Below are 26,979 nucleotides of genomic sequence, written 5' to 3'. Positions count from 1 at the left end.
CCACCACGTTGTTCGCCAACTCCGCGACAGCCGGCTCGCTCGTGTCGGGCATCGCCGCCGGCGGCATCTCCCACGCCCTCGGCTATCGCGCGGCCCTGTTGGTCTGCGCCGTGCTCAGCGCCCTGGCGTGGCTGCTGTTCCTCCTCGCACAGCGTCGAGCACGAGTTGAGACAAACAATTCCGTCACCGAGCCTCTGCCGCCACACTGAGCGTCGCCGACAGCGGGACTGCTGCCCATTGCTCTGGATATGCGCCTCCCCAGCGCCGGCCTGGTCCCGCTCAGCCACCAGCACCACCGTGACACGCCCCCATGGAGATGACCAGCAGCCACCTCACTAGGCGTCACGATCACGAGCTCGACACCATGGCCAATGCTGGTCCCCTCTGCACGGTTACTTGTCGTGGCTCTGCACTTGAACCCGTACGCCGACATCGGCGGCCGCGGCGCGGTCTTCAGCATCTGCGGCGGCCTGGCGGGCGTCGAACTCCTCCAGAGCCTCCCGCGCCGCCCTTCGGGCCGCCTCATCGGCCAGCAGAGCGGTCTTCACTGCTGTGGGATGTGTCATGACATCGGTGATAGCCGAAGGCCGGGTCCCGCTCTTTTCCGCTTCTTTCTCGACCGCATCACGCCGCTCGGTCGACAGACCCGAGGCCTCCCAGCTGCGGTAGTAGCCGTTCAAGGCCCCCCGCTCGGGTCCGCGCCACCAGCCGCAAAGTAACGCTGAGTAACCGCCGCCACTTTGTGTAGGCTGCGGGGCTGTTCCTCAGGGAGGCGTCAGGGCCCAACCAGGGCGGTGATCAGTTTGCGCGCTGCTGCTTTGGTCAAACGCCGCAGCGCCTGACCGGTCTTCTCGTCAGTTCCGCGCGGCGCGATCTCGGTTCCCTGGACCCACGATGCCGCTCCTTTTGCGATCTTTGGGTGCGGCCTGGCTCCGGTCGATGATGTGCACCGACTCGGCTCGGCCCAGCCCGTGCCGGGCTTGCCGGTGACGGCCTTCCAGAGGGCATCGGTGGTCAGTGCGGATTCGTCGAAGTCCTCGGTCAGGCCCGGGCCGGTCAGGGCAACCCAGCTGGCTATGTCAGTTTCGTCTGACGCCGTTTGTCGGTCTCGTTCGACACCACATGGGTGCCTAACGGGGCAGGAATGTCGGCTTCGTCGGACACCACTTCCGGGTCCCTTGCTACGGCCGCTCGGCGAGTTGTCGAGTGGTGTGGGCGAGTCGGTAGGAGTCGGAGCCCGTTTCGATGATGGTGCCGCCCCGCCTTGGCGTCGCGTCGGATCGTGGCGTACAGGTCGACGCGTGAGGTGGGTGCGCGAGCCATGATGCTCAGACCCAACTCAAGTGGCAGATCAGTTCGTCCCTTGGCGGACGTCCGTCCCGTGCTCGGCGAACGCCTTGAAGTCCTCCATGTGCTGCTGCGACTGCTTGCGGAAAGAGCCAGGCATCACAAGCCCCACCAGCCGCATCAGCAATCCGTCGAACCGGAATTCGCTCTCGCTCTCCCACAGCGTGGTGTCCGGACCGGCTGCGATCAGCCGGTCGCGCTGGGCCTGCCACATGCCCTCGCCGGCGATCTCGCGGTCGTAGTGCACGACGACAGAACTGGGGATGGCGTGCAGGTCTTCAGGTTCCAGGCGCGTGATGGTCTCGGTCGCCTCCATTCTCTGCTTCCCCATGTGAAACACGACTCGCGAGGTGGTGCCGAGCTGGCCGTGCGCTCCGTCCACCGGCTCGTGCAGTACCAGGCCCCGCAGCCACTTCGGCATGTGCGCCGGGTCCGCGAGCATCTGGAGCACCTTCTCTCGCGGCAGGGCGATCTCGATCGAGGTGGTGTACTTCATCAAGCGTTCCCTCCGGGGGCGTAGAACGCGGTGGTGGCCTTGACGGCGGCCGCCACGTGATCCGGATCGCCACCGGCGGCCAGGTGAGCTTCGCCCCATGCCGCAGCGCTGCGTCGCACGAACTCGCGCCCCGTGGGCGAGGTCTGGAACTCCTCGTGATCGAGGGTTTCGCCGTCTGCCAGGAACCGGGCCAGGGTGAGGAGATGCAGGTCCCAGCCCACACCGCCGGCACCGGGGCCGTAGGTCGGGAACATGGGCTCCCCGACGGCCGCTGCATGGACCAGTTCAAGCTCGGTGTCCCCGGCAGGGCCCGGGGACAGGCGCACCTCGACCTCGCTCGTGCCCGGCCACTCGTCGGCGTCCGGCCCGAAGAGCCAGGACACCCGCAGCAGACGCGGCGGCTCGCACCGGAGGATCTCCCCGTGCTCACCGCCGTCCAACTCGAACGACCCGCCGAGCCGCAGGTCTCCGGAGACCGACTTCAACCAACGGCCCAGCCGCTCAGGGTCGGTGATGGCGGTCCACACGTCGTCGACCGGCGCGTCGTAGCGACGCCGCAACTCCATCGTGTACGCGTCGCCGGCGGGCAGGGTCGCTGTTCCCATCGTCCGGCGCGCAGCGGCCAGTTCGTCCAGCACATCCTTCATGTCATGTTCCTTTCACTGGCGGATCGGCCTTGCCGGCGTCGGTGCCGTGTCGGGCTGCTGGCCAGCCCGGGACCGGGATGCACGCCTGCCTCGGGCCAACTCAGTGCCCAGGGCATCGAGCCGCCGATCCCAGAACCCGCGAAACCGGTCCAACCACACGTCAACCTCGCTTAGCGACGTCGGGTCGACGGCATAGAACCGGCGAGCCCCCTCGGCCCGGACCGGCGCGAACCCGTTCTCACGCAGAACGCGAAGATGCTGGGAATCAGCCGGCTGGGACAGTGCGAACTCAGCCCGGATCACGTCCGTGATCGCCCCAGAGGTCTGCTCGCCCTCGGCGAGCAGCTCCTGAATGCGCCGGCGCACCGGGTCGCCGAGAATGTCGAACGCGTGCACGAACCAGAAGCATAACAGTTCTGACTTATATAAGCCAGAACTGGTACTGCCGCATTACCCCCGGTGTCAACGCACATCGACACCCGGCACGCCCCATCGATGCTGGTGTCGAACGAGACCGACATCCGGTGTCAGGTGAGACCGATACGGCCCGTCGACGGGCGGACACCGGCCTACTCACACCGATCGCTTCCTCAGCCGCATCGCCGCTGGTAGAAGCAGCGTAGATATGGTCTGGTTCGTGTGCAGTACACCCGCGAAAGTTCAGGGTCTTCTGTGTGCCGCTCCAGGGATTCGAACCCTGAACCTCCGCCTCCTGAAGACGGCGCCTCTGCCAGTTGGGCCAGAGCGGCTTGGGCCCCGGGCTTGGCTGGCGTGGGCCGGCCCGGGGCGAGGGCAAGGTCCGGCCGGGGGGCGCCATTCCCGCCGGCCAGGCCGTAGCCCGCGGCCCTTTCCTTTCAGGGCCGTCGTCCGAGTGGCAGGATTCGAACCTGCGGTGCTCCTGCTCCCAAGGCAGGCGGGCTGACCAAGCTGCCCCACACTCGGTTGACGAAATAAATGTGGAAGCCGCCTCGAAGGTGGTCCGAGACGGCTTTCCGGGAACCTCTGCGAGGGGTCAGCCGGAAAGCCTTCGCCGCAGCTCAGGCAGGGTGGCGGCGGAGGGTCGAGTTGTCATCGGGTTGAGCACTTCGCCGCCTTTCTCGCTCGCTGCTGGACGATGTCCACGGTAAACCGGTGATCGGGTCGCGTGCCACTTAATTATTCGCCGGCGCCGACGCGGCTCTCCGGGGTTTCGACGCGGAAGCGGGGCAGAGAATCCGGGTAGTTGTCGCGGACGTAATTGACCAGGAATTCGCGGACGTCGCACTTGAGGTCCCAGGAGGACGGCGAGTCGGCGGCGCTCATCAGGGCGCGCAGTTCGACCAGGCCGTTCGGCAGCACGTCCGTGACCTGGAGGGTCCAGTCCTTCTGGTCCCACAGCGGGTTGCCCTGCAGGAACTCGTAGAGCGCGTCGCGCAGCTTCGGGACCGGGACCGACCAGTCCACCCGCAGCAGGCACACGGCCAGGACGCGGCTGCCGTGGCGGGTCCAGTTCTCGAACGGGTTCTGGGTGAAGTACGAGACCGGGAGCACGAGGCGGCGCTCGTCCCACAGGCGCACCACGACGTACGTGAGCGTGAGCTCCTCGATGCGTCCCCATTCGTCCTCGACGACGACCACGTCATCCAGGCGCAAGGCGTCGCTGAAGGCGAGCTGGAGGCCGGCGAGCATGTTGCCGATGGTGGGCTGGGCGGCGATGCCGACGATGGCGCCGGCGATGCCGGCCGAGGCGAGCAGTCCGGCGCCGAGCGCGCGGACCTGCGGGAAGGAGAAGAGCATCGCGCCGACCGCGATCACGATGATGATCGCGGCGGCGACGCGGCGGACCAGCGCGATCTGCGTCATGATCCGCCGCGCCCGCCGGTTGCGCTCCCCCTCGACCAGCACCAAGCGGTCGAGGATGACGTCCGTCAGCGCGTACGTGGCCTGCACGATCAGCCACGTGACCGCGGCGATCGTGGCCAGGCCCAGCACCCGTTCGACGGTGCCCGCGGTGCCCTTCTCGCTGGCCGAGTCGCCGAACATGCCCGGCCCGAACACGAGGTTGAACGCCACCACGGCGGCCACCGAGAAGGCCGGCCACGTGCAGTGCTCCACCAGGTGACGGGCCAGCGCCCATTTCCGGCCCACCTTGGTGAGGACTCTTCTGGACACCTCCACCAGCAGGATCGCGCCCACCACCGAGATGACGAGGATCGGCCAGTCAGCCGGAGACTGCACGCTCATGCCCCCAATGTCTTAGAACGTCTCGTCAAAGGTCACATTTCCCTCAACTGCCACTTGATACGCGGAGACACGCCGTTCGAAGAAATTGGCCAGCTCCTGCACGTCCTGCAACTCCATGAACGCGAACGGGTTCGCCGAGCCGTAACGCCTGGGCATACCCAGCCTGACCAGGCGTTGGTCGGCCACGTACTCCAGGTACTGGCGCATCTGCGCCACGCTCATGCCGGGCATGCCCTCCCCGCACAGATCCTCGGCGAAGGCCAGCTCGGCGGCCACCGCCTCCTCCAGCATCAGCGTCACCTGCTTGCCCAGCTCGTCGTCGAACAGCGACGGCTCCTCGGCCCGCACGGTGTCCACCACGCTGAACGCGAACTCCATGTGCATGGACTCGTCGCGGAACACCCAGTTCGTCCCCGTGGCCAGACCGCCGAGCAGGCCGCGGGAGCGGAACCAGTAGACGTAGGCGAACGCGCCGTAGAAGAACAGGCCCTCGATGCAGGCGGCGAAACAGATCAGGTTGAGCAGGAACTGGCGGCGCTCGGCGGCGGTCTCCAGCCGCCGCAGGCTCTCGATGGAGTCGATCCACTTGAAGCAGAACTCCGCCTTGTCGCGGATCGACGGGATGTGCTCGATCGCGGCGAACGCCTTGACCCGCTCGTCCGGGTCGGGCAGATACGTGTCGAGCAGCGTGAGGTAGAACTGCACGTGCACGGCCTCCTCGAAGAGCTGCCTGCTGAGGTAGAGGCGCGCTTCGGGAGCGTTGACGTGCTGGTAGAGGTTGAGCACCAGGTTGTTGGCCACGATGGAGTCGCCGGTGGCGAAGAACGCGACCAGCCGGTTGATCAGGTGCCGCTCCTGCGGCGTCATCCTGGCCAGGTCGGCGAGGTCGTTGTGCAGGTCCACCTCCTCGACGGTCCACGTGTTGCGGATCGCGGCGCGGTAGCGCTCGTAGAAGTCCGGGTAACGCATGGGCCGGAGGGTGAGGTCCATTCCGGGGTCGAGCAGCATGAGAAGGGGCTCCTTACTGGCAGGCTTCGCAGGTTTCGGGGTTCTCGAGTGAGCACGCCACCGCCGGCTCCACCGTGGCGACGGTGGTCTGGGCGATGCGGGTGGCGGGGCGGGAGCGCAGGTAGTACGTGGTCTTCAGGCCCTGCTTCCAGGCGTAGGCGTACATCGAGGAGAGCTTGCCGATGGTGGGGCTGGCCATGAAGAGGTTGAGCGACTGCGACTGGTCGATGTACGGCTGGCGCGCGGCGGCCAGGTCGATGAGCGCCTTCTGCGGCAGCTCCCAGGCCGTGCGGTAGAGCACCTTGAGGTCGTCGGGGACGCCGGGGAGCGCCTGCACCGAGCCGTCGGCCCGCTTGAGGTCGTCGCGGAGCTGCTGCGTCCACAGCCCGCGGGCCTGCAGGTCGGCCACCAGATAGCGGTTGACCTGCAGGAACTCGCCGGACAGGGTCTCGCGCTTGAACACGTTGGACACCTGCGGCTCGATGCACTCGTAGCAGCCGGCGATGGAGGCGATGGTGGCGGTGGGCGCGATGGCGATCATGAGCGAGTTGCGCAGGCCGGTGCGGGCGATCTTCTCGCGCAGCGCGTCCCACCGCGGGGACGAGGCAGCGCCGCCGCCGTTCGCGGGCACGCCGGGGACCCCGCCGCCCGCCGCGCCGCCGCCGTTCGCGGGGACCCCGCCGCCTGCCGCCCCGTAGTGGTCAGGGTGCAGGACGCCGCCGGCCGCGCGGGTCTCGTCGTACGACGGGTGCCGGCCGCGTTCGGTGGCGAGGTCGGCCGAGGTGTCGTACGCCGCCAGCGCGATCTCCTCGGAGATCCTGGTGGACAGCTCCAGCGCCCGCGGCGAGTCGAACGGCAGCCGCAGCGCGAAGAACACGTCGGCCAGCCCCATCAGGCCGAGCCCGATGGGCCGCCAGCGCTTGTTGGCCGCCTCGGCCTCGGGCGTCGGGTAGAAGCCGAGGTCGATGGTGCGGTCGAGGAAGCGTACGGCGGTGCGCACGGTACGGCGCAGCCGCTCCCAGTCCACCTCCCCCGCCACCAGGTGGGCGGCCAGGTTGATCGAGCCGAGGTTGCAGACCGCGGTCTCGGCGTCGCTGGTGACCTCCAGGATCTCGGTGCACAGGTTCGACAGGTGGATGACGTTCTCGGGGCGGGCGGTCTGGTTGGAGGTGCGGTTGGCGGCGTCCTTGAACGTCATCCAGCCGTTGCCGGTCTGGGCGAGGGTCCGCATCATGCGGCCGTACAGGGTGCGCGCCGGGATCTGCCTGACATATCGCCCCTCGGCCTCGTAGGCGCGGTATCTCGCCTCGAACGCCTCCCCGTACAGGTCCGTGAGGTCGGGCGTCTCCTTCGGGTCGAACAGCGACCACAGCTCGTCGGACTCGACCCGGCGCATGAACTCGTCGGGCACCCAGTTGGCCAGGTTCAGGTTGTGCGTACGGCGGGCGTCCTCGCCGGTGTTGTCCCGTAGCTCCAGGAACTCCTCGATGTCGGCGTGCCAGGTCTCCAGGTAGACGCAGGCCGCGCCCTTGCGCCGCCCGCCCTGGTTGACCGCGGCCACGGACGAGTCGAGCGTGCGCAGCCAGGGCACGATGCCGTTGGAGTGGCCGTTCGTGCCCCTGATGAGGGAGCCGCGCGAGCGCACCCGGGTCCAGGAGATGCCGATGCCGCCGGCGTACTTGGACAGCCGCGCCACCTGCCCGTACCTGTCGTAGATGCCCTCCAGCTCGTCACGCGGCGAGTCGAGCAGGAAGCAGGAGGACAGCTGCGGGCGCCGCGCACCGGAGTTGAACAGGGTGGGCGAGCTGGGCAGGTACGACAGCGTGGACATGAGCCCGTACAGCTCGGCCGCCTCGGCGACGCTCTCCGACAGCCCGCAGGCCACGCGGAGGAAGAAGTGCTGCGGCCGCTCGAGCACGTCGCGGGTCTCGGGGTGGCGCAGCAGGTAGCGGTCGTAGACCGTGCGCAGCCCGAAGTACTCGAACCGGTCGTCGGCCTCCTCCGAGACGAGCGCGTCCAGCTCGGCGGCGTGGGCGGCGACGAACTCGGCCAGCGTGTCCTGGATCAGCCCGGCCGCGTGGGTGGCCGCGATCGACTCGGAGAACGAGCGCACGCCGTGCCCGGCGGCCTCGTCGGCGATCTCCTCGGCCAGCAGCCGGGCGGCGACCCGCGAGTTGGCCGGGTCGGCGATCACCCGCGCGGCGGCCTCCTCGATGGCCAGACGGCGGTCAACCTCGACGATCTGAGTCATGTTCGCTCTCCTCATCCCCGTGAGGGCACGCGAGAGCACGGCAGCACGCCATGGCATACCGCGTCGCGCTCCGGCCCACCCTCGAGACCTTGAACACCTCATGCCGGGCAGCACCCGGCACACCGCTGGCAGGTCTTCGGGCTCGCGGGCACGCTCGATGGCACCTACTGGCCGTCGCTTCCCGGATCTCTCCAGTGCCGATGACGGCGGTCGTTCCCGCTCACCGCTGCGGGGCAGCCCCGGAATCGCACCGGGTTCCCTTTTGCTCCGCCTCCTGAGAGGCGAACCAGCGACGAGCAGGATCCTACATCTAGTGGCCGTTCCCGCAACTACCCCAGCATGTTGTGGCTTTGGTGGAGTCGAGCAGGCCGAGATCCCGCAGTACGGCGCGGGTACGGGCGATCTCGGTGCCGAGCCAGCGGGCGAAGTCGTCGCCGGCGAGCGGGATCGGGACCCAGCCGGCCGCCAGGCAGGCCGCCTCCCAAGCGCTGGACCCGATCACCTCCTCGCACATGCGCACGGCCGACTCGCGGCTCTCGTCCGGCATGTCCTCGGGCCCGAACGCGGCCGTCCAGTCGGCGAAGTCCACCCGCACGCCGCACTCCAGCAACGTCGGCACGTCGAGTTCGGGCACGCGCCGGGCCGTGGAGACCGCGAGCGCCCTGACCCGGCCGCGGCCGATGGGGGCGCGCCAGTCGGCCAGCGGGCCCGCGGCGGCGGCCACCTTGCCCGACAGCAGCGCGGAGACGGCCTCGCCCGTCCTGGGATAGCCGGTGTAGTCGACCCGCCTGCCGTCCGCGCCGATGGCCCTGGCGATCAGGCCGAACAGCAGGTGGTCGGGCTCGCCCTGCGGCCCGCCCGCCAGCAGGGTCTGCTGGGGGCTGGCCAGGAGGCGGGCGGCGAGGTCATCGAAGTCCCGCAGGGGCGAGCGGTCGGGCACGACCACGACCTCGATCTGGCCGCTGAGCCTGGCCAGCGGGGTGGCGGTGTCGAGCAGGCTCTGCGTGTTGTTCAGCTCGGCGGTGGCCAGCGCGGGCAGGCCGCTCACCGTGATCGCGAATCCGGCCCCGGCCACCGGGCCACCGGGGCCGCTCCCGTCCGCCGGACCGCTGCTACCCGCCGGGCCGGCGCCGGTCGCCGGGCTGCCGCCGATCGCGTGGCTGACGGCCGCCGCGAAGCCCGCGGCGCGGGCCGCGGCGGCGAAAGCCTGCCCCACGCGGGCCCAGCGGTGCCCGCCCGCATTGATCGAGAATCCGGTACGCACCACGTTCCCCGCCCGTTCCGTGCCGCAACCGGCCGCGCAGGCGATGGCGCCGAGCCCGCAGGCGAGGAACCGCCGCCGGCGCATGTGCTTCTCCCCCGGACCCTCCATTACTCTATGTTATTAACCCATTACGAGACGCTCTACACAGGGGTCGCGATCAACACTCACAAACCGCTATTCTTCGCGATTTTTCGTGATTTTCAGGCTTAACTGACTTTCTTCCCGACTCCGGCCATCAGCGACGACGGCAGCGACCAGTCCCCCACCAGCTTGGGCCGGTCCGGCCGCCAGTCGGTGGCCTGGACGAGCCCCGGCGGCTCCAGCGGCCAGCCCCCGAAGAACGCGCGGATCTGCCCCGGGGACCGGTCGGTCCCGCCACCGGCCGACGAGCCCCGGTAGACCCTCCTGGCCCGCTCCTCGTCCTCCAGACCTCCCAGGGTCGTGGCGTGCGTGATCACCAGGAAGCCACCCGGGGCCATCCGCTCGCGCAGCACGGCCACCGCCCGCTGCGGCCCCGCCGAGTCCGGCAGGAAGTGCAGGATCGAGACCAGCAGCACCGCGATCGGCCGGTCGAGATCGAGGAACTCCCCGGCCCTGGCCAGCACGTCCTCGGGGTCGAGCAGGTCGGCCTGGACGAAACGGGCCCTGCCCGGCGAGTGCCGGAGCAGGGCCGTGGCGTGTGCGGCGACGACGGGGTCGTGATCGACGTAGACGACCCTGGCCCCGGGCGCCACCTCGTGCGCGCTGCCCTGGGTGGGCAGCCCGCTGCCGAGGTCGAGGAACTGGTCGACCCCGGCGCGGGCGACATGACGTACGGCACGCTGGAGGAAGGCCCGGTTCGCGCGGGCCAGCGGGACCGCCTCCGGGATCAGCTCGGCGAGCTGGTCGATGGCCTGGCGGTCGACCGCGAAGTTGTCCTTCCCGCCCAGCATGTAGTCGTACATGCGTGCGGGATGAGGCTTCTGGTGGTCGAACTGCCGCACAGTATCGAATTTATGTCGTATCCAGCCGGATAACACTACCTTGGGAAGATTGTGGCTGGATTCAAGTCGGCTATTCGACCGTAACGCTCTTGGCCAGATTGCGCGGCTTGTCCACATCGCGGCCCAGCGCCACCGCGGCGTGGTACGCCAGGAGCTGCAGCGGGATCGTGAGCAGGATCGGGTCCAGCTCGATCTCGTTCTTGGGGATCACGATCACGTCGTCGGCCAGCTTGGCGTCGGGCTCGCGGTGCCCGACCATGAGCACCTGGCCGCCGCGGGCGCGGATCTCGCCGAGCGTGGTGAGGTTCTTGTCGAGCAGCTCGTCGTCGGGCACGATCGCGACCGTCGGCATGTCGGGGCCGATCAGCGCGAGCGGGCCGTGCTTGAGCTCGCTGGCCGGGTACGCCTCGGCGTGCACGTAGGAGATCTCCTTGAGCTTCTGCGCGCCCTCGCGGGCCACCGGGTAACCGCGCACCCGGCCGACGAACATCATGCTCGGGTGCGGCGCGTACCTCTTGGCCAGCTCGGCGATCTTGTCGCCCTGCTGCAGGATCTGCTCGATCTGGCCGGGCAGCTTGCGCAGGCCCTCCACGATGCGCCGCCCGTCGGCGGGCGACAGGTCGCGCACGCGCCCGAGGTGCAGCGCGAGCAGCGCGAACGCCACCGACGTCGAGGTGAACGCCTTGGTCGAGGCGACCGAGACCTCGGGCCCGGCGTGCAGGTAGATGCCGCCGTCCACCTCGCGCGCGATGGCGCTGCCCACGGCGTTGACGATGCCGATGACCCGGCCGCCCTTGCGCTTGAGCTCCTGCACGGCGGCGAGGGTGTCATAGGTCTCGCCCGACTGGCTGATCGCGACGTAGAGGGTGTCGGGGTCCACGACGGGGTTGCGGTAGCGGAACTCGCTGGCCGGCTCGGCGTCGGACGGGATGCGCGCCAGCTCCTCGATGAGCTGGGCGCCGATCTGGCCCGAGTAGTACGCCGACCCGCAGCCGATGATCTTCACCCGGCGGAAGCCCCTGGTCTCGCGGGCGTCCATGTTCAGGCCGCCGAGATGGGCCACGTGGAAGCGCTCGTCGAGACGGCCGCTCATGGTGCGGGTGATCGTCTCGGGCTGCTCGGAGATCTCCTTGAGCAGGTAGTGCTCGTAGCCGCCGGTGTCGTAGTGGCCGGCGTCCCAGTCGACCGTCAGCGGCTCCTTGGCCGTCTCACGGGCGTCGCTGGCGAAGGTGTGGAAGCCGTCGGCCTTGAGCACGGCCAGCTCGCCGTCCTCCAGGTGCACGACCTGGCGCGTGTAGCGGACCAGCGCCGCCACGTCGGAGGCGGCGAACATCTCCTTCTCGCCGATGCCCAGCACGATCGGGCTGCCGTTGCGCGCCACGACCACCTCGCCCGGCCGCTCGGAGTCGATCACGGCGATGCCGTACGTGCCCACGACGCTCTTGAGCGTCTTCCTGACGGCCTCCTCCAGCGAGTCGTTCTCGTCCACCGCGGCGGCGATCAGGTGCGCCAACACCTCGGTGTCGGTCTCGGAGGCGAACACCACGCCGTCGGCCTCAAGCTTGGCGCGCAGCTCCGCGGCGTTCTCGATGATGCCGTTGTGCACGACCGCGATGCGCTCGTCGGTGGACAGGTGCGGGTGCGCGTTGACGTCGCTGGGCACGCCGTGCGTGGCCCACCGGGTGTGCCCGATGCCCAGACCGCCCTTGAACCTGACCGGCACGACCTTGGCCAGATCCGCCACCCGGCCCTTGACCTTGCGTACCTTCAAGCCCTTGTTGGACACCACGACCCCGGCCGAGTCATAGCCCCGGTACTCCAGCCGCTGCAGGCCCTCCAGCAGGATGGGCGCGGCGTCCTTGGGGCCGACATAGGCCACGATTCCGCACATCGAGGTCTCCTCTATCCGTAAATGATCCTGCGTAGCTGCCTCAGGGACAGCTCTGGAGCCGCTACCCGCCGGCTCCGTAAGTCGGCGGCGATCCGGGGAAAGATCTCGTCATTGGTGAAGCCCTTGGACTTCAGCTCGCCGTGGCGGCGGCGGACGTACTCCTCGGTGGACTCCGAGAAGTACGACAGCACGTCGGCGACCACGCGGGCGGCCTCGCCGGGGCCGAGCGGGCTCGTCCTCGTGAGGTGCGCGATGAGATCTTCGTACGGATGCCGTGCCGTGGACACAGACGAGGACACTACGGCTCTGGAACGAGACACGCCAACATCCTGCCCGATATCGGGCAGGAAATGCTTCTAGGCGATGGCCGCGCGGCTCCAGCCCTTGCTCAGCCGCCAGCAGGCGAAGGCTCCGGCGGCCAGGCCGAGGCCGCGAGCACCGCCGCCGGGCCCGCCGTACCGGCGAGATCGCCCCTGACCGCCGCCTGCAGCATGGTCGTCGCCTCAGTAGCCGGGCGAGACCGGCGCGACGGCCTGCGCCCAGCCGGGCATCAGCGCGTACGGGACCAGCGCACCGCCGAGGGCGCTGACCGACAGGACGGCGATGTTGCACAGCGCGCTGAGCTCGCCCTGGCTGCGCACGACACCGGCGATGGCGGTGCCCACGCAGAGCAGGGCGAAGCTCCACGCCGTCACGGCCAGCACGAGCGGCCCGATCGACCCCGCCGCCGGGCGCATGCCGACGGCGAGCACGCCGTAGCCGAGCAGCAACGGCCTGCTGGACGACCAGCACGGCGATCCGGCGCGGCGCCGGAAGACGGCCCACCGGCGCGCGGCGCGGCGACGCGGACGCCCCGGCGCACCGGAGGCTGGCGAAGCATCTGACGGTCGTTGACTGGGATGCCGAATTCGCCGCGGATCTGGCTGATCTCATGCGTATCATCCGACCCGTCTGACACATCCCTTTCCTGGGAATAGTTACGCTCAGTAGTCGCATCGTGACTTTCCTGGGGAGATGTTCATGCAGCTCTGGCTCGCCGTCGTCCTGGCCGCCGGCGTTCTCACCGCACCCGCCGACGTCCCGCCGCTCACCGCGCCCGACGTGGGAAGGCAGGCCGAGTTCGCCGCGGCCGCGCGGGAGTACGGGGTGCCGGAGAGCGTGCTGCTCGCGGTGGCGTACCTGGAGTCGCGGTGGGACGCGAACGGGGGGCGGCCGAGCACGGCGGGCGGTTACGGGCCGATGCACCTGGTGGACGCGTTTCCCGGCGACGTACGCGCCCACGGCCACGCCTCCGCGCACGGGGAGACGATCATCGGGGACGCCCTCGGCGACCCCCGCGGGGACGACGCCCGGCCCATGTCCACCTCGGTCACCGAGGCCCTGTCCCGCTCGGCGCTGCGCACGTCGGCGGCGGCCCCGCCCCGCACGACCCTCCCCGAGGCCGGGCGGCTGATCGGCGTGGAGCCCGCGCGCCTGCGGACGGACCCGGCGGCGAACATCCGCGCCGGCGCCGCCCTCCTGGCCTCCTACCAGGAACGCCCCAGCGCCCAGCCCGCCGACTGGCACGGGGCCGTCGCCCGGTACGCGGGGACGGATGATCCGGTGGCGTCCCGGGCGTTCGCGGACGAGGTGTTCTCGGTGATGCGGGAGGGGGCGGAGCGCCGTACGGACGACGGTCACCTGGTGCGGCTCGATCCCGTTCCGGACCTGCCCGTGGCGCGCGGGGACGCGACACCGGTGGACGCGCGGCCCGGCGCCACCGCCTCACCGGCGAACCCGCACCCCGGCCCCGCCGCCTCACCCGCGGCCCAGCACCCCGGCCCGGCCACCTCACCCGCACCCCGGAACCCCGATCCGGCCGCCTCGCCGGCGGGCCGGGAACCCGACACCGGCATCGAGGGGTGGCCGGACGACGAGGCGGGCCTCCTGGCCGGAGCGGACGCCGAAGCCCTGTGGGAGACCACACCCAAGGGCCAGCCGTCGACGCAGGCCGAGTGCCCGCCCTCGCTCACCTGCGAGTGGATGCCCGCCGCCTACAAACGCTTCGGCAAGAAGAAGGACCGCGACTACGGCAACCACGACCACCTGGCCCGCAAGCGCTCGGTCGACTACATCGTCATCCATGACACGGAGGGCACCTACCAGGGCATCCCCAGCCTGATCCGCAACCCGAAGTACGTGAGCTGGCACTACACGATCCGCTCCAGGGACGGACATGTCGCCCAGCACGTGCCGACGAACGACATCGCCTGGCACGCGGGCAACTGGGACGTCAACACCCGCTCGATCGGCATCGAGCACGAGGGCTACCTGGCCAAGGGGGGCGCCTGGTACACGGAGGCGATGTACCGGTCGTCGGCCAGGCTGGTCAGGTACCTGGCCGCCAAGTACGACATCCCGCTCGACCGGGCCCACATCCTCGGCCACGACAACGTCCCCGGCACGACCCCGCAGACGGTCGCCGGCATGCACGAGGACCCGGGACCGTACTGGGACTGGGAGCACTACTTCGAGCTCATGAACAAGCCGTTCAAGGCCGCCAAGAACGGGGACTCCATCATCATCCGCCCCTCGTACGCCTCCCACCGGCCGCGCTTCACCGGCTGCGTGGCTACCAAGCCCGCCCAGGCCTGCCCGGCGCACGGGGCGTCCACCGTCTGGCTGCACAAGGCGCCGAGCCAGAGCGCTCCCCTGGTGACCGACCTGGGCAAGCACCCGGGCAAGCCGAGCACGTACAGCGTGTACGACCACAGCGCCCGCGCCTCCACCGGCCAGCGTTACGCCGTCGCGGACCGGCAGGGGGACTGGACGGCAATCTGGTACCTGGGGCAGAAGGCGTGGTTCCACAACCCGGCCTCGAACCCGACCGCCATCCCGGCCAAGGGCCCGATGGTGACGCCGCTGTCGGGCGAGGTGAAGGTGTACGGGCGGGCGTACCCGGAGAAGTCCGCCTACAAGAGCGCCGCGTACCAGCCGCTGACCCCGCTCAGGTACAAGATCGCGCCGGGGCAGACGTACACGGTGGGTGACACCGTCACCGGCTCCTACTACGCCGCCAACGCCTACTCCCCGGCCAAGCATGTCACCACCACCGGCAAGACCCGCTACCACCAGATCCAGCTCGGGCACCGGGTGATGTTCGTGATGGCCAAGGACGTGCGTTTGATCGGTTGAATTTCGCTCCACGGGCCGCGCAGTGCGCACGGGCACTCTCCGGAGACGATATGGTTTTCCCGTGGCCCGGCGCAGGTAGCCGGAGGCTCACGCGGAAGTGGCTCAGTGGTAGAGCATCACCTTGCCAAGGTGAGGGTCGCGGGTTCGAATCCCGTCTTCCGCTCGGAGCAAGACTCCTGGTGGAGTGGCCGAGAGGCGAGGCAGCGGCCTGCAAAGCCGTCTACACGGGTTCAAATCCCGTCTCCACCTCGGTGATCTGCGGACCCTCCAGGATCCGCTAAAGTAAGTCCAGCGCCATGCGGAAGTGGCTCAGTGGTAGAGCATCACCTTGCCAAGGTGAGGGTCGCGGGTTCGAATCCCGTCTTCCGCTCTGAGTTTCCAACTCAATAAAGGACGATTAGCTCAGCGGGAGAGCGCTTCCCTGACACGGAAGAGGTCACTGGTTCAATCCCAGTATCGTCCACCCTCTCTTATGAGAGTGCGGCCCCAGGCTCATGGCTTTCCGCCGGAGTCTGGGGTTTGTCGTTTCCGGCCCGCCCTTCCAGCAGCCGGACCAGCCGCGCCCGGCACTGCGGCCACTCCTCGGCGATGACGGAGAACATCGCGGAGTCGCGCAGCAGGCCGTCCTCCCCCGGCGCCCACGACGGCGACCACCTGCGCAGTACGCCCTCGAACCGCGCGCCCACCTTCTCCAGGGCGGCCCGCGAGCGCTCGTTGCGGGCGTCGGTCTTGAGATCGACCCTGGCCACGCCCCAGCTCTCGAAGGCGTGGCCGAACAGCAGCAGCTTCGCCTCCGTGTTCACCCCGGCGCCTCGCGCGGACCCGCCGAGCCAGGTGAACCCGATCTCGACCGCGCACAACCGGTCGCCTCCCGGCCACAGGCGCGGATCCCAGTAGGCGGTGACGCCGACCGCGCGGCCCGACGCCCTGTCCACCTGCGCGTACGGCGCGAGCCGCCCCGCCGCCTGGCGCTCGAGCTGCGCGTCGATGTAGGCGCCGACCTCGTCCGCCCTCGGCACCCAGGTGAAGGTGAACGCGCTGCGGTCCTCCTCGGCCGCCACGGCCAGGTCGCCGGCGTGGTGATGGCCGAGGGGCTCCAGGCGGACGCGCGCGCCTTCGAGCACGGGCCCCTCCAGCGCGAAAGTCATCGATGCACCCCCAGAGTGATCATTCTTGCCGGGCCAGGGCCGAGCGTCAACGGTGGCGGTGGCCAACCATGGGGGATATGTCGCCTTGTGCGAAGTTTTGGGGACAGAGCGTGTATATACCGATTAAGGGCGGGTAGCGCCGATGCATTGGCTCCTCGGAGGAGGAAACCGTGGATATCAACATCGGCCAGGGCCTGTCAGACGCCTGGCGGCAAATAGCGATGTTCGTGCCGAGGCTGGTCGCGTTCCTGGTGATTCTGCTCATCGGGTGGATCGTGGCCAAGGCTCTGGAGAAGATCGTCGACAAGGTGCTCGAACGGGTCGGCTTCGACCGAGCGGTGGAGCGCAGCGGCGTGCGTCGCTGGCTGGAGCGCAGCAAGTACGACGCCAGCAGCCTGCTCGCGAAGATCGTCTTCTATGCGATCCTGCTGATCACCCTGCAGATGGCCTTCAACGTCTTCGGCCCCAATCCGGTCTCGGCGCTGCTGGCCGGCGTGGTCGGCTGGCTGCCCAAGGCCCTCGTGGCCATCGTGATCATCGTGGTGGCCGGGGCGGTGGCCAAGGCCGTCCAGGACATCGTGGGCGGCATGCTCGGGGGGCTGTCGTACGGCCGCTGGCTGGCGACCGCGGCGGCGGTGTTCATCTGGGCGCTGGGCATCATCGCCGCGCTCAACCAGATCGGCGTGGCCACGACCGTGACGACGCCCGTGCTCGTCACGGTGCTCGCCACGATCGGGGCGATCGCGGCGATCGGCATCGGGGGCGGGCTCGTCCGGCCCATGCAGCAGCGGTGGGAGCGCTGGCTGGGGCGGATGGAGCAGGAGGCTCCGCAGGCCAGGGCGCACGCCGAGGCGTACCAGCGGGGGCGTGAGGACGCCCGCGCCATGACGGAGGAGACGGCGCCGATCCGGACGTCGCCCGGCGGAGCGCACCGCTCCGACATGCCTCCGGGCTGAGGCCCGAGGCGAACGCCCGGGGCGCTCCCCGGGCTGAGGCCCAAGTGCCCCGGGCGAACGCCTGGGGCACTGCCCGTTCAAGCTCAGGCGGGGTGACCGTCTTCCAGCAGGTCGAGCTCGCGGGTCAGCCAGCACACCGCCGTCAGCCGCAGCGACGGCGCGTCCGGCTCGCCGGTGAAGGCCCAGCCGCGGTGCCGCAGCTCGTCGAGGAAGCCCAGCAGGTAGTCGCCCAGCGTCTCCCGGTCGAGCGGGATGGCGTCACGCAGCACCGCCGCGTGCTGGTCGACCGCGGCCACCAGCCCCGGATCGCCGTCCATCCTGGCGAGCTGGGCGTCGCCCAGGGCGTGCATGAGCCAGCGCAGGGGCGAAACCGCCCAACCCTCCTCGAAAACCACGCGCCAAGGTTAAGGCATGTCCCGAGGTCAGCGGCCCGGCTCGAACGGCAGGCCCACGTAGTTCTCCGCCAGCGTCGTGGCCGCCGCCTCCGACGAGGTCACGTAGTCGAGGTAGGACAGCTGCAGCTTCCGCGCGTACGGATCGTCCTCCTCGAACGTGTGCAGCAGCGTCGTCATCCACCACGAGAAGTGCTGGGCCCGCCACACCCGCTTCAGGCACGCGTCCGAGTACCCGTCGAGCAGTTCGGTCGAGCCGCTCCCGAAGTACGCCGCCAGCGCCTCGGTCAGCACCCGCACGTCGGCCACGGCCAGGTTGAGCCCCTTGGCCCCGGTGGGCGGGACGATGTGGGCGGCGTCCCCCGCCAGATAGAGCCGCCCGTACTGCATGGGCTCGGTCACGAACCCGCGCATCGGCGTGATGCCCCGCTCCATGATCTCGCCGGTGGCCAGCGTGAAGCCGGGCACGGTCTCCAGCCGGGTCCGCAGTTCCTCCCAGATCCGCTCGTCCGGCCAGTCGTCGAGCCGGGCGTCGGCGGGGACCTGCAGGTAGAAACGGCTGACGGCGGGCGAGCGCATGCTGTGCAGGGCGAAGCCGCGCTCGGTCCTGGCGTAGATCAGCTCCTCCGACGACGGCGCCACGCGCGCCAGGATGCCGAGCCAGGCGAAGGGATAATCGCGCTCGAAGACGCTCAGGACGCCCTCCGGGACGGCCGGCCGGGACACCCCGTGGAAGCCGTCGCAGCCCGCGATGACGTCGCAGTCGAGCCGCTCGCCGCCGAACGTGAGGTACGGCTGCGACTCCAGCGCGTGCAGCTCCACGTCCTCGACCTCGAACCGGACGTCACCGCCCGCCGCCAGTCTGGCCGCGATCAGGTCCTTGACCACTTCCTGCTGCCCGTACACGGTGATGGACCGGCCCGGCACGAGCTTGTCGAACGCGATGCGGTGCCCCGCGCCGCCGTACCGGAGCTCGATGCCGTGGTGCGGCAGCCCCTCGCGCAGCATCCGCTCGCCGACGCCGGCCTCCACCAGCGTGTCCACCGTGCCCTGCTCCAGCACCCCGGCGCGCACGCGGCGCTCGACGTAGTCGCGGCTGCGCTTCTCCAGCACCACGGAGGAGATGCCGCGCAGGTGGAGCAGATGTGACAGAAGCAGACCTGCGGGGCCCGCCCCGATGATCCCGACCTGAGTTCGCATGAAGGAAGCATCCAGCCTCGACCGGGTTCGCGCCGAGAGGACCCTTCCACTCAGTGGAAAATTCATGCAGGATTGCGGCATGTCAGGCGGAGCCCGGGAGTCGGGGCGCTCGGTGACGTCCAAGGTGCTGGCCATCCTGGGGGCGTTCGACGCGGCGCGCCCGCAGCTCACGCTGACCGAGCTGGCCGCCCGCAGCGGGGTGCCGCTGAGCACGGCGCACCGGCTGGTCGGCGAGCTGGAGGAATGGCAGGCGCTCAGCCGTTCGCCCGACGGGCGGCTGCGGGTCGGGCCGCGGCTGTGGGAGCTGGGCCAGCTCGCGCCGAACCGGCTGCAGGAGCTGGCACATCCGTGGTTGCAGGACCTGTTCGGCTCCACGGGCGAGAACGTGCACCTCGCGGTCAGGGACGGCCTGGAGATGCTGTACGTGGACAAGGTGTACGGCAGGCGGGCCGTGCCCATCGTGTCCAGGATCGGCGGCCGGCTGCCGATGCATCCCACGGGGGTCGGCAAGGCGCTGCTGGCGTACGAGCCGGACTGGTTCGTCAGGTCCTACCTGGCACGCAAGCTCGAACGCCCCACCCCGCACACGATCACCGAGCCGGGGCGGCTGGCCAGGGAGCTGACGGCGGTGCGGGCGCAGGGGTACGCGCTCACCTACGAGGAGATGACGCCCGGCTCGTGCTCCGCGGCGGCCCCGGTCCTGGTGGACGGCCGGCCGGTGGCGGCGCTGGGCATCGTGCTCTCCTCGCGCCGCGCCCGCGAGCTGCCCCGGCTGGTGGAGCCGCTCCGCGCCGCCGCCGCCGGCATCGCCACCGCGTACGGGGGTTAGTCGCTCAGCTTCTGGATGCGGTCCTTGAAGAGCGTGGTCGCGATGGCGGCCTTGTGCGGCTGTCCCTTGAGGAAGGCCTGCGCGAAGCTCTTGGCCTGGTCGTAGGAGACCTTGCCGGGCATGGGCGGCTCGTTCGGGTTGACGTCCACGTCCACGAGCGCGGGCCCGTCGTGGTGGAGCGCCTGCCCGATCGCGTGCGCCACGTCCTCCGACTTGGTCACCTTGGCCCCGAACCCGCCGCACGAGCGCGCCCAGGCCGAGAAGTCGGCCTCGGGCTGGGCGTAGCGCACGCCGTGCTCCGGGTAGCCGAGCACCATCTGCTCCCACAGGATCTGCCCGAGCGAGTTGTTGTTGTTGATGACGACCTTGACCGGCAGCCTGTGCTGCACCGCGGTGAGGAACTCGGCCATCAGCATCGAGAAGCCGCCGTCCCCGACGTAGGCGATGACCTGGCGGCCGGGGAAGGCGTGCTGCATGGCGATCGCGTACGGCAGGCCGGGGGCCATCGTGGCCAGCGTGCCCGACAGGTAGAACTCGCGCCCGCCGCGGATCGTCCAGTGGCGGGCCGCCCAGGTGGCGATGGTGCCGCTGTCGCACGTCATGATGGCGTCGTCGGTGGCGAGCTCGTCGAGGATGGACATCACGTACTGCGGGGCGATGGGGTCGCGGTCGGGGTTCTCCAGGGACTCCATGTCGGCGCGCCACTTGGCCATCATCTTCTGATATTTCGCCAGATGACCGTTGTCGTCCCGGCGGCCCAGCAGCGGCAGCAGAGCCCGCAGGCCCTCCTTGGCGTCGCACACCACCGGCACGTCCGTCGCGATCCGCGCCCCCGCCCTCGTCGGGTCCGCCTCGAACTGCACCACCCGCGTGTCGCGCACCTCCGGCAGGAACTTGGAGTAGGGGAAGTTCGTGCCCACCATGAACAGCACGTCCGCCTCGTCCATCAGCTCCTCGCTCGGCCGGGTGCCGAGCAGGCCGAGCCCGCCCGTCGTGTACGGCGAGTCGTCGGGGACGACCGCCTTGCCCGGCAGCGTCTTGACCACGGGCGCCCCGAGCGCCTCGGCCACGGCCAGCACCTCTTCCCTGGCGTGCAGCGCGCCCTGCCCGACGAGCATGGCGGGCCGCTCGGCCCGGTTGAGCACCTCGGCCGCCCACTCCACGTCCTCCTGCCTGGGCAGGCCGGGCGGCTGCAGGTAGACGGGCGCCGTCTGGGGCGCCCGCACCGGGGCGACGCTCTTGTACGGGTCCGCCCCCGCCTCGGCCACCTGGATGTCGTTGGGCAGGGTGAGGTGGGAGACCCCGCGCCGCGCGTAGGACGTACGGATGGCCAGGTCCACCAGCGAGGGGAGCTGGGCCGGGTTGGTCACCATCATGTTGTACTCGGCCACGTCGGCGAAGAGCTTGTCCAGGTGCACCTCCTGCTGGTAGCCGGTGCCCAGCACGGACGTCTCCTGCATGCCCGTGATGGCCAGCACGGGCACGTGGTCGAGCTTGGCGTCGTAGAGGCCGTTCAGCAGGTGGATGCCGCCGGGGCCGGAGGTGGCCAGGCACACGCCGATGCGCCCGGTGGCCTTGGCGTAGCCGGTGGCCATGAACGCGGCGGCCTCCTCGTGGTGGACGAGGACGAAGCGCACCCGGTCGCGATGGCGCCGCAGCCCTTCCATGATGCCGTTGATGCCGTCGCCCGGCAGGCCGAAGACAGTGTCGACGCCCCATGCCGCGAGCCGTTCGATCAGGGATTCGGATGCGATTCGAGCCATGTGTGCGGCCCTACCCCGCTCTGCCGCCCGCAGACGCGGAACCGGGATTCATGGGCATTTCTCGAATGTGGCGGGTAGGGGACCCCACATGCGCATTCTGGTCACGGGAGCCACCGGCACGTTGGGCGGGGCACTGGTGCCCGCGCTCCTCAAGGCGGGTCACGAGGTGCGGGCGCTGAGCCGTACCAAGCGGGACGGCCGCGGCAACGTCGAGTGGATGTGGGGCGACCTCTTCTCCGGCAACGGCGTCAGGGAGGCCGTGGACGGCGTAGACGCGATCGCCCACCTGGCCACCAGCGGCCGCAAGGGGCGCGGCGCGGTGGACGTGCCCGGCACCAGGACTCTGATGATCCTCGCGCACGCGGCCGGGGTGCCGCACGTACTGTTCACCTCGATGGTCGGCGCCGACCGCGCCGCCTACGGCCACCTGCGGCACAAGCTGGAGGCCGAGCGGCTGGTGCAGGAGAGCGGGCTGGGCTGGACGATCCTCCGCGCCACCCCGTTCCACCAGTGGCTGCACCGGCGGCTGCGCGACTACGCCTCGCTGCCCGTGCTGCCCGTGGACCGGTCGCTGCCCTGGCAGCCGGTGCACACGGGCGAGGTGGCCACGCGCGCCGCCGCCCTGCTCAGCGCGGGCCCCGCACACCGGGAGATCGAGTACGGCGGGCCTCAGGTGCTGGACACCGAGGAACTGGTCAGGACCTGGCTGAGCGCCTCAGGGCTGCGCCGGCCCTGCCTGCCCGTCCGCTATCCGGGCCGCCTGTACGCGGCGCAGCGCGCGGGCGACCTCACCACCGACGCGGCGCCCAAGGGCGAGATCACCTGGCACGACTACCTCATGCCGCCGCCCCCGTTCCTGTCGGACGACTTCGCCTCCGAGCACACCGCCTCCCCCACCAGCCCGGCCACGCAGCCGGAGCAGGACCCTGACCTGCACGTATACGGGGGCGACGAGGGGTACGAACGCCCGACACGAAGCTAGCCGGACGTCCAGTTTTATTACACTTCGCCGCCTTGTTGCTTTCTGTCTGTTATTAGAAGATGTGTCCGGTGATGAGAGGCATCCCGCTGACCGAGGACTTCGCCAACGGCGGGGTCTCCTTCTGGTACCGGCAGATCGGCCTGCCCATGCGGCGGCCGGCCCTGCCGGGGCCCCGCGAGTACGACGTCGCCATCGTCGGCGGCGGCTACACCGGCCTGTGGACCGCGTACTACCTGAAGCAGGCCGACCCCGGCCTGCGGATCGCGATCCTGGAGAAGGAGTTCGCCGGGTTCGGCGCGTCGGGGCGCAACGGCGGGTGGCTCTCTGCCGAGTTCGCCGGGTCGCGCAGGCGGCACGCCAAGGCGCGCGGGCGGCAGGCCATGATCGATCTGCAGCGGGCCATGTTCAGGTCCGTGGACGAGGTCATCAAGGTGACCCGCGCCGAGGGCATCGACGCCGACGTGCACAAGGGCGGGCTGATCCACGTCGCCACCAACCCGGCCCAGCGCCGCCGCCTGCGCGCCGGTGTCGCCGACCTGCGGGCCTGGGGCTACGGCGAGGACGACGTGCGGCTGCTCGGCCGCGACGAGCAGCGCGAGCGCGTGCAGGTGGCGGGGGCGCTGGAGGCGTCGTACTCGCCCCACTGCGCCCGCATCCAGCCCGCCAAGCTGGCCGTCGGGCTGGCCGCCGCGGTGGAGCGGCTGGGCGTGGACATCTTCGAGGACACGACGGTGACCGAGATCCGGCCCAGGCGGCAGGGAACTGCGGCGTCGGCGGTCACCACGCGGGGCCTCGTCTCGGCCGAGTACGTCATCCGCGCCACCGAAGGCTTCACCGCCAGCCTGGCCGGCCAGCACCGGCAGTGGCTGCCGATGAACAGCTCCATGATCATCACTGAGCCGCTGCCCGCCGACGTGTGGAAGCACCTCGGCTGGCAGGGCAACGAGCTGCTGGAGGACGAGGCCCACGCCTACGTCTACGCCCAGCGCACGGCCGACGACCGGATCGCGATCGGCGGGCGCGGCGTGCCCTACCGCTTCGGCTCCCGTATCGACCGGCGCGGCGCCACCCAGGCGCGGACCGTCGCCCTGCTGTGGCACATGCTCGTCAAGCTCTTCCCCGCCGCCGCCGACGTCCGCGTCCAGCACGCGTGGTGCGGGGTGCTGGGGGTGCCGCGCGACTGGTGCTCGACCGTGCACCTGGACCACGCCAGCGGCCTCGGCTGGGCCGGCGGCTACGTCGGCAGCGGCGTCACCACCACGAACCTGGCCGGCCGCACGCTGCGCGACCTGGTGCTGCGCCGCGAGAGCGAGCTGACGGGGCTGCCGTGGGTGGGGCGGCAGGTGCGGCAGTGGGAGCCGGAGCCGCTGCGGTGGGCGGGGGTGCAGCTCATCTACGCGCTGTTCCGCGCCGCCGACCGCCACGAGAACGAACGCGTCGCCACGACGTCGGCGTACGCGCGCCTGGCGAACCTGATCTCAGGCCGCTGAGCCCGCGCTGCCGATGCCGGAAGCCTGATCGCGCGCTGCCGATGCCAGAAGGCTGATCCCGCGCTGCCGATGCCAGAAGGCTGAGGCTGATCCCGCGCTGCTGATGCCAGAAGGCTGAGGCTGAGCCCGGGCCGCCGGCCTCAGGATTCTGGGGCGCCGCGCCCCCACGGGTCGTAGTCGACCTCCAGCGGCTCCTGCGGCGGCCGCTCGCCCTCCGGCACGTGCTGCAGGTTGACGCGGATGCGGTACCACACGCTGCTGCGCCCCCGCATGCCGTCCACCAGCACGTCGGCGGCCTCCAGCCGGGCGGCGACCTCGGGATGGCGGGCCTTCCACCGCTCGAACCCCGCCATCGCCTCGTCCTTGTGCTCCGCCTTGGCGATCTCGATCACCGGCATCGTCTGCTGCCTGCGCCCGCTGCCCTTCGGCGGCTTGGGCGCCGGGCCGAGCTCCTCGGCCAGCTCCAGCAGCCCGTCGAGCGAGCCGGGGTGCAGGTCCATGTCCTCCCACGGGTCGCCGCGCTCGGCCAGCCGCTCGGGCACGGTGTCGATGGTGAACTCCTCGGGCCGGCAGCCCGGCACCTCGTCCCAGGTCAGCGGGGTGGACACGCGGGCGTCCTGCACGGCGCGCACGGAGTAGGCGGAGGCCACGGTGCGGTCGTAGGCGTTCTGGTTGAAGTCCACGAAGACGCCGTGCCGTTCCTCCTTCCACCACCGGCTGGTCGCCAGGTCGGGGGCGCGCCGCTCCACCTCGCGCGCCACCGTCTCGGCCGCCTTGCGCACCTTCGCGAACGGCCAGCGCCGCTCGATCCGGGCGTAGACGTGGAACCCGCGCGATCCGGACGTCTTGGGCCAGGCCACGAGCCCGTAGTCGGCCAGCACCTCCCTGGCCACCTGCGCCGTGCGCAGCACGTCGGCCCACTCGACGCCCGGCACAGGATCGAGGTCGATGCGCAGCTCGTCGGGCCTGGACAGGTCGTCGGAGCGCACCGGGTGCGGGTTGAGGTCGACGCAGCCGAGGTTGACCACCCAGAGGAGCTGCGCCAGGTCGGTGCAGACCACCTCTTCCGCGCTCAGCCCCGAGCGGTACTTCAGCTCGGCCACCTCGATCCAGTCGGGCCGCTTGGCCGGGGCCCGCTTCTGGAAGAACGCCTCCTGCTCGATGCCGTGCACGAACCGCTTGAGCACCATCGGCCGCCCGTGCACGCCGCGCAGCGCCGCCTCCCCCACGGCCTGGTAGAACCGGACCAGGTCGAGCTTGGTGCGGCCGGACTGCGGGAAGACGACCTTGTCGGGGCTGGTGATGCGGACCTCGCGCCCGGCGACCTCGATGTCAGGCATGAAGGTCACGATACGCGGGGCGACCGACAACCCCGGGGAGCTCCGATCACGGATCCTGGAAGGTGCCGTGGCGGCCGGCCCCCGCGGCGAAGCGGGCCGCGCCGTCCGACGCGTCGGGCAGCGACACCAGGCCGTGGCGCAGCTCGTTGCGCATCGCCACGCCCTCCTCCAGGCCGTCCTGCTCCAGCACCGACATCCGGTCGCCGCGCAGGCACTCCTGCGGGAACCGCGCCAGCTCCCCGGCCAGCGCCTCCGCGTGCTGCCTGGCGGTGCCGCCGGGCACGAGCCGGTTGGCCAGCCCCCACGCGTACGCCTCGGGCGCCTCGACGGGCCGGCCCGTGAGGATCATGTCCAGGGCCCGCGACGTGCCGATGAGCCGCGGCAGCCGTACGGTGCCGCCGTCGATGAGCGGCACGCCCCACCTCCGGCAGAACACCCCGAACACCGCGTCCTGCTCGGCCACCCGCAGGTCGCACCAGAGCGCCAGCTCCAGCCCACCGGCCACGGCGTGCCCGGAGACGGCGGCGATGACCGGCTTGCTCAGGCGCAGCCGGGTCGGCCCCATCGGCCCGTCGCCCTCCTCGCCGACGTGGTTGTCGAGCGACTTGAGGTCGGCGCCGGCGCAGAACGTGCCGCCCTCCCCCCACAACACCGCCACGGCGGCGTCGGAGGACTCGAAGTCACGGAACGCCTCGGTCAGCGCGTCGGCGGTCTTGCGGTCGACGGCGTTGCGCGCCTCGGGCCGGCTGATCACCACGGTGGTGACCGGGCCCTGGCGCTCCATGCGTACGGTCATGCGACCCTCCTCGGGGGAACGTGCGGTGGCTCTCCTCGGGGAACGTGCCGAGCGTACGTCGATGCGGTGGTGCGGGCCAGGGACCGGCGGCGCGGATGGCCGGGTGCCTGCGAAGGGGATGCCTCGAAGTGCACACAATATGCGATCGGATGACTACGATAAGTGGCATGCCCTCTGCTCATCCCCTGGCCTACACTCAAGAGATGAGTGACAGCGCCTTCGAGGTCCCGCTGAACGAAGCCGACGGCCACCTGCCCGAGGTCATCAGTGCCGCCTCCGAGCGTGGCGCGATCGCTTACCTGACCGATCATGGGCGCCGGGTGGCGGCCATCGTTCCCGCCGACGACGCCTGGTACTGGACGCACGGTTGGCAGGCGGCCGAAGCCGAGGCCGACGCGGACTTTCGCGAAGGCCGCAGCCGCCGGTTCGACAGCATGGACGACCTCTTCGCCGAAAGCGACGCCATTCGCGGGGAGACGTCCGCTTGAGATACGAGCGTTCCGACTCGTTCCTGCGGGATCTCTCACGACTGCCTTCTGAGCATTACGCGCTCTTCAAAGAGGCGGTCCGCAAGCATTTCCTGCCTGCTCTCGCCGAGGGAGCTCACACCGGCCAGGCGCCCTGGCCGACCCGTCTGCGTGTCCACAAGCTCGCCGGCACCGACGTTTATTCGATGACATGGAACTTCGCCTCCCCTGATGGACGCGCCACCTTCCACTACGCCACCGACGTCGACGGCGAGACGATCCTGCGGTGGAGGCGTATCGGCGATCACTCCATCTACGATCGCCCTTGACCA

26 protein-coding genes, 6 tRNA genes and 1 riboswitch are annotated in these 26,979 nt (G+C 70.3%); of the genes, 12 read left to right on the top strand and 20 right to left on the bottom strand.

From position 1 onward, the window contains the following. A partial coding sequence (locus AB0I79_RS10060; RefSeq protein WP_357869594.1) for a hypothetical protein occupies positions 1-209 on the top strand: 209 nt, incomplete at its 5' end. Positions 210-392: 183 nt separating this feature from the next. Here AB0I79_RS10060 and AB0I79_RS10055 read toward each other — a convergent pair. The 14 genes from AB0I79_RS10055 to AB0I79_RS09990 form a co-directional block, all read right to left on the bottom strand. After that, entirely contained in the window at positions 393-680 is a 288-nt protein-coding gene (locus AB0I79_RS10055) for a hypothetical protein (protein ID WP_357869591.1), read from the bottom strand. A gap of 671 nt (positions 681-1,351) precedes the next feature. After that, positions 1,352-1,843, bottom strand: coding sequence for an SRPBCC family protein (locus tag AB0I79_RS10050; protein ID WP_357869589.1), 492 nt, complete (start codon positions 1,841-1,843; stop codon positions 1,352-1,354). Beyond that, positions 1,843-2,490, bottom strand: a complete 648-nt coding sequence (locus AB0I79_RS10045) for an SRPBCC family protein (protein WP_357869586.1) — start codon at positions 2,488-2,490, stop codon at positions 1,843-1,845. The genes AB0I79_RS10050 and AB0I79_RS10045 overlap by 1 nt, the downstream gene beginning before the upstream one ends. A 12-nt stretch (positions 2,491-2,502) precedes the next feature. Further along, entirely contained in the window at positions 2,503-2,886 is a 384-nt protein-coding gene (locus AB0I79_RS10040; protein WP_357869583.1) for a metalloregulator ArsR/SmtB family transcription factor, read from the bottom strand. 279 nt (positions 2,887-3,165) lie between these two features. Continuing rightward, positions 3,166-3,239, bottom strand: a tRNA-Leu gene (locus AB0I79_RS10035). 117 nt (positions 3,240-3,356) lie between these two features. Further along, a tRNA-Pro gene (locus tag AB0I79_RS10030) sits at positions 3,357-3,432 on the bottom strand. Between the two features lie 213 nt (positions 3,433-3,645). Further along, positions 3,646-4,713: a mechanosensitive ion channel domain-containing protein gene (locus AB0I79_RS10025; RefSeq protein WP_357869581.1), complete on the bottom strand. Its 1,068-nt coding sequence runs from the start codon at positions 4,711-4,713 to the stop codon at positions 3,646-3,648. A 12-nt stretch (positions 4,714-4,725) separates the two neighbouring features. Next, positions 4,726-5,721: a ribonucleotide-diphosphate reductase subunit beta gene (locus tag AB0I79_RS10020; RefSeq protein ID WP_357869579.1), complete on the bottom strand. Its 996-nt coding sequence runs from the start codon at positions 5,719-5,721 to the stop codon at positions 4,726-4,728. Positions 5,722-5,734: 13 nt separating this feature from the next. After that, positions 5,735-7,972, bottom strand: a complete 2,238-nt coding sequence (locus tag AB0I79_RS10015; RefSeq protein WP_357869576.1) for a ribonucleoside-diphosphate reductase subunit alpha — start codon at positions 7,970-7,972, stop codon at positions 5,735-5,737. A gap of 109 nt (positions 7,973-8,081) precedes the next feature. Then, a riboswitch (cobalamin riboswitch) is annotated at positions 8,082-8,278 on the bottom strand. Positions 8,279-8,282: 4 nt separating this feature from the next. Next, positions 8,283-9,344: a tripartite tricarboxylate transporter substrate-binding protein gene (locus tag AB0I79_RS10010; RefSeq protein ID WP_357869573.1), complete on the bottom strand. Its 1,062-nt coding sequence runs from the start codon at positions 9,342-9,344 to the stop codon at positions 8,283-8,285. A gap of 98 nt (positions 9,345-9,442) precedes the next feature. Continuing rightward, positions 9,443-10,219, bottom strand: coding sequence for an SAM-dependent methyltransferase (locus AB0I79_RS10005; RefSeq protein WP_357869571.1), 777 nt, complete (start codon positions 10,217-10,219; stop codon positions 9,443-9,445). 70 nt (positions 10,220-10,289) lie between these two features. Beyond that, positions 10,290-12,110: a glutamine--fructose-6-phosphate transaminase (isomerizing) gene (gene glmS / locus AB0I79_RS10000; RefSeq protein ID WP_357869568.1), complete on the bottom strand. Its 1,821-nt coding sequence runs from the start codon at positions 12,108-12,110 to the stop codon at positions 10,290-10,292. A gap of 11 nt (positions 12,111-12,121) precedes the next feature. Further along, a complete protein-coding gene (locus AB0I79_RS09995; protein WP_357869566.1) occupies positions 12,122-12,397 on the bottom strand; it encodes a hypothetical protein in 276 nt (91 codons plus the stop codon). Positions 12,398-12,613: 216 nt separating this feature from the next. Next, positions 12,614-12,880 carry an ABC transporter permease gene (locus tag AB0I79_RS09990; RefSeq protein ID WP_357869563.1) on the bottom strand — a complete coding sequence of 89 codons (267 nt, stop codon included), beginning with the start codon at positions 12,878-12,880 and terminating at the stop codon, positions 12,614-12,616. Between the two features lie 250 nt (positions 12,881-13,130). Here AB0I79_RS09990 and AB0I79_RS09985 point away from each other — a divergent pair, with 250 nt between their 5' ends. From AB0I79_RS09985 to AB0I79_RS09965, 5 genes are all read left to right on the top strand, one after another. Further along, the gene (locus AB0I79_RS09985; RefSeq protein ID WP_357869560.1) at positions 13,131-15,284 is read left to right on the top strand and encodes an N-acetylmuramoyl-L-alanine amidase; all 2,154 of its coding nucleotides are present in this window, start codon (positions 13,131-13,133) and stop codon (positions 15,282-15,284) included. A 91-nt stretch (positions 15,285-15,375) separates the two neighbouring features. After that, a tRNA-Gly gene (locus tag AB0I79_RS09980) sits at positions 15,376-15,447 on the top strand. Between the two features lie 15 nt (positions 15,448-15,462). Then, positions 15,463-15,533: transfer RNA gene (locus AB0I79_RS09975), tRNA-Cys, on the top strand. A gap of 49 nt (positions 15,534-15,582) precedes the next feature. Then, positions 15,583-15,654: transfer RNA gene (locus AB0I79_RS09970), tRNA-Gly, on the top strand. Positions 15,655-15,675: 21 nt separating this feature from the next. Continuing rightward, positions 15,676-15,747 (top strand) — tRNA-Val (locus AB0I79_RS09965). Positions 15,748-15,754: 7 nt separating this feature from the next. On the opposite strand, the gene AB0I79_RS09960 is transcribed toward AB0I79_RS09965, so the two are convergent. Then, the gene (locus AB0I79_RS09960; RefSeq protein WP_357869558.1) at positions 15,755-16,432 is read right to left on the bottom strand and encodes a GNAT family protein; all 678 of its coding nucleotides are present in this window, start codon (positions 16,430-16,432) and stop codon (positions 15,755-15,757) included. A 170-nt stretch (positions 16,433-16,602) separates the two neighbouring features. Here AB0I79_RS09960 and AB0I79_RS09955 point away from each other — a divergent pair, with 170 nt between their 5' ends. After that, positions 16,603-17,388, top strand: coding sequence for a hypothetical protein (locus tag AB0I79_RS09955; protein WP_357869555.1), 786 nt, complete (start codon positions 16,603-16,605; stop codon positions 17,386-17,388). 83 nt (positions 17,389-17,471) lie between these two features. Here AB0I79_RS09955 and AB0I79_RS09950 read toward each other — a convergent pair whose 3' ends face one another. Beyond that, the gene (locus tag AB0I79_RS09950) at positions 17,472-17,783 is read right to left on the bottom strand and encodes a DUF6401 family natural product biosynthesis protein (protein WP_357869552.1); all 312 of its coding nucleotides are present in this window, start codon (positions 17,781-17,783) and stop codon (positions 17,472-17,474) included. Positions 17,784-17,810: 27 nt separating this feature from the next. Further along, complete coding sequence (locus tag AB0I79_RS09945) at positions 17,811-18,980, bottom strand: 4-hydroxybenzoate 3-monooxygenase (RefSeq protein WP_357869549.1); 1,170 nt, start codon at positions 18,978-18,980, stop codon at positions 17,811-17,813. 79 nt (positions 18,981-19,059) lie between these two features. Here AB0I79_RS09945 and AB0I79_RS09940 point away from each other — a divergent pair, with 79 nt between their 5' ends. Next, a complete protein-coding gene (locus tag AB0I79_RS09940) occupies positions 19,060-19,809 on the top strand; it encodes an IclR family transcriptional regulator (protein WP_357869546.1) in 750 nt (249 codons plus the stop codon). On the opposite strand, the gene AB0I79_RS09935 is transcribed toward AB0I79_RS09940, so the two are convergent. Beyond that, positions 19,806-21,572 (bottom strand): thiamine pyrophosphate-dependent enzyme, encoded by a 1,767-nt coding sequence (locus tag AB0I79_RS09935; RefSeq protein WP_357869543.1) that lies wholly within the window; start codon positions 21,570-21,572, stop codon positions 19,806-19,808. The two genes, AB0I79_RS09940 and AB0I79_RS09935, sit on opposite strands and share 4 nt — an antisense overlap. A gap of 88 nt (positions 21,573-21,660) precedes the next feature. Here AB0I79_RS09935 and AB0I79_RS09930 point away from each other — a divergent pair, with 88 nt between their 5' ends. Further along, positions 21,661-22,554: an SDR family oxidoreductase gene (locus AB0I79_RS09930; RefSeq protein ID WP_357869540.1), complete on the top strand. Its 894-nt coding sequence runs from the start codon at positions 21,661-21,663 to the stop codon at positions 22,552-22,554. A gap of 71 nt (positions 22,555-22,625) precedes the next feature. Beyond that, positions 22,626-24,044: an FAD-binding oxidoreductase gene (locus tag AB0I79_RS09925; RefSeq protein ID WP_357869697.1), complete on the top strand. Its 1,419-nt coding sequence runs from the start codon at positions 22,626-22,628 to the stop codon at positions 24,042-24,044. Between the two features lie 140 nt (positions 24,045-24,184). Here the strand turns inward: AB0I79_RS09925 and ligD are convergent, their stop codons facing one another. Together ligD and AB0I79_RS09915 are read right to left on the bottom strand one after the other, a co-directional pair. Then, a complete protein-coding gene (gene ligD / locus AB0I79_RS09920) occupies positions 24,185-25,384 on the bottom strand; it encodes a non-homologous end-joining DNA ligase (RefSeq protein ID WP_357869537.1) in 1,200 nt (399 codons plus the stop codon). A 46-nt stretch (positions 25,385-25,430) separates the two neighbouring features. Next, positions 25,431-26,180 carry a crotonase/enoyl-CoA hydratase family protein gene (locus tag AB0I79_RS09915; protein ID WP_357869534.1) on the bottom strand — a complete coding sequence of 250 codons (750 nt, stop codon included), beginning with the start codon at positions 26,178-26,180 and terminating at the stop codon, positions 25,431-25,433. A 203-nt stretch (positions 26,181-26,383) separates the two neighbouring features. On the opposite strand from AB0I79_RS09915, the gene AB0I79_RS09910 reads away from it, so the two are divergent. Next, the gene (locus AB0I79_RS09910) at positions 26,384-26,668 is read left to right on the top strand and encodes a hypothetical protein (RefSeq protein ID WP_357869531.1); all 285 of its coding nucleotides are present in this window, start codon (positions 26,384-26,386) and stop codon (positions 26,666-26,668) included. Next, complete coding sequence (locus tag AB0I79_RS09905) at positions 26,665-26,976, top strand: hypothetical protein (protein ID WP_357869528.1); 312 nt, start codon at positions 26,665-26,667, stop codon at positions 26,974-26,976. The genes AB0I79_RS09910 and AB0I79_RS09905 overlap by 4 nt, the downstream gene beginning before the upstream one ends. Positions 26,977-26,979 lie beyond the last annotated feature (3 nt).

This window comes from Nonomuraea sp. NPDC050202 (assembly GCF_040656115.1).
Lineage (GTDB): Bacteria > Actinomycetota > Actinomycetes > Streptosporangiales > Streptosporangiaceae > Nonomuraea.
The sequence above is the reverse complement of the archived record's forward strand: the minus strand, read 5'-3'. Positions and strand labels throughout refer to the sequence as shown.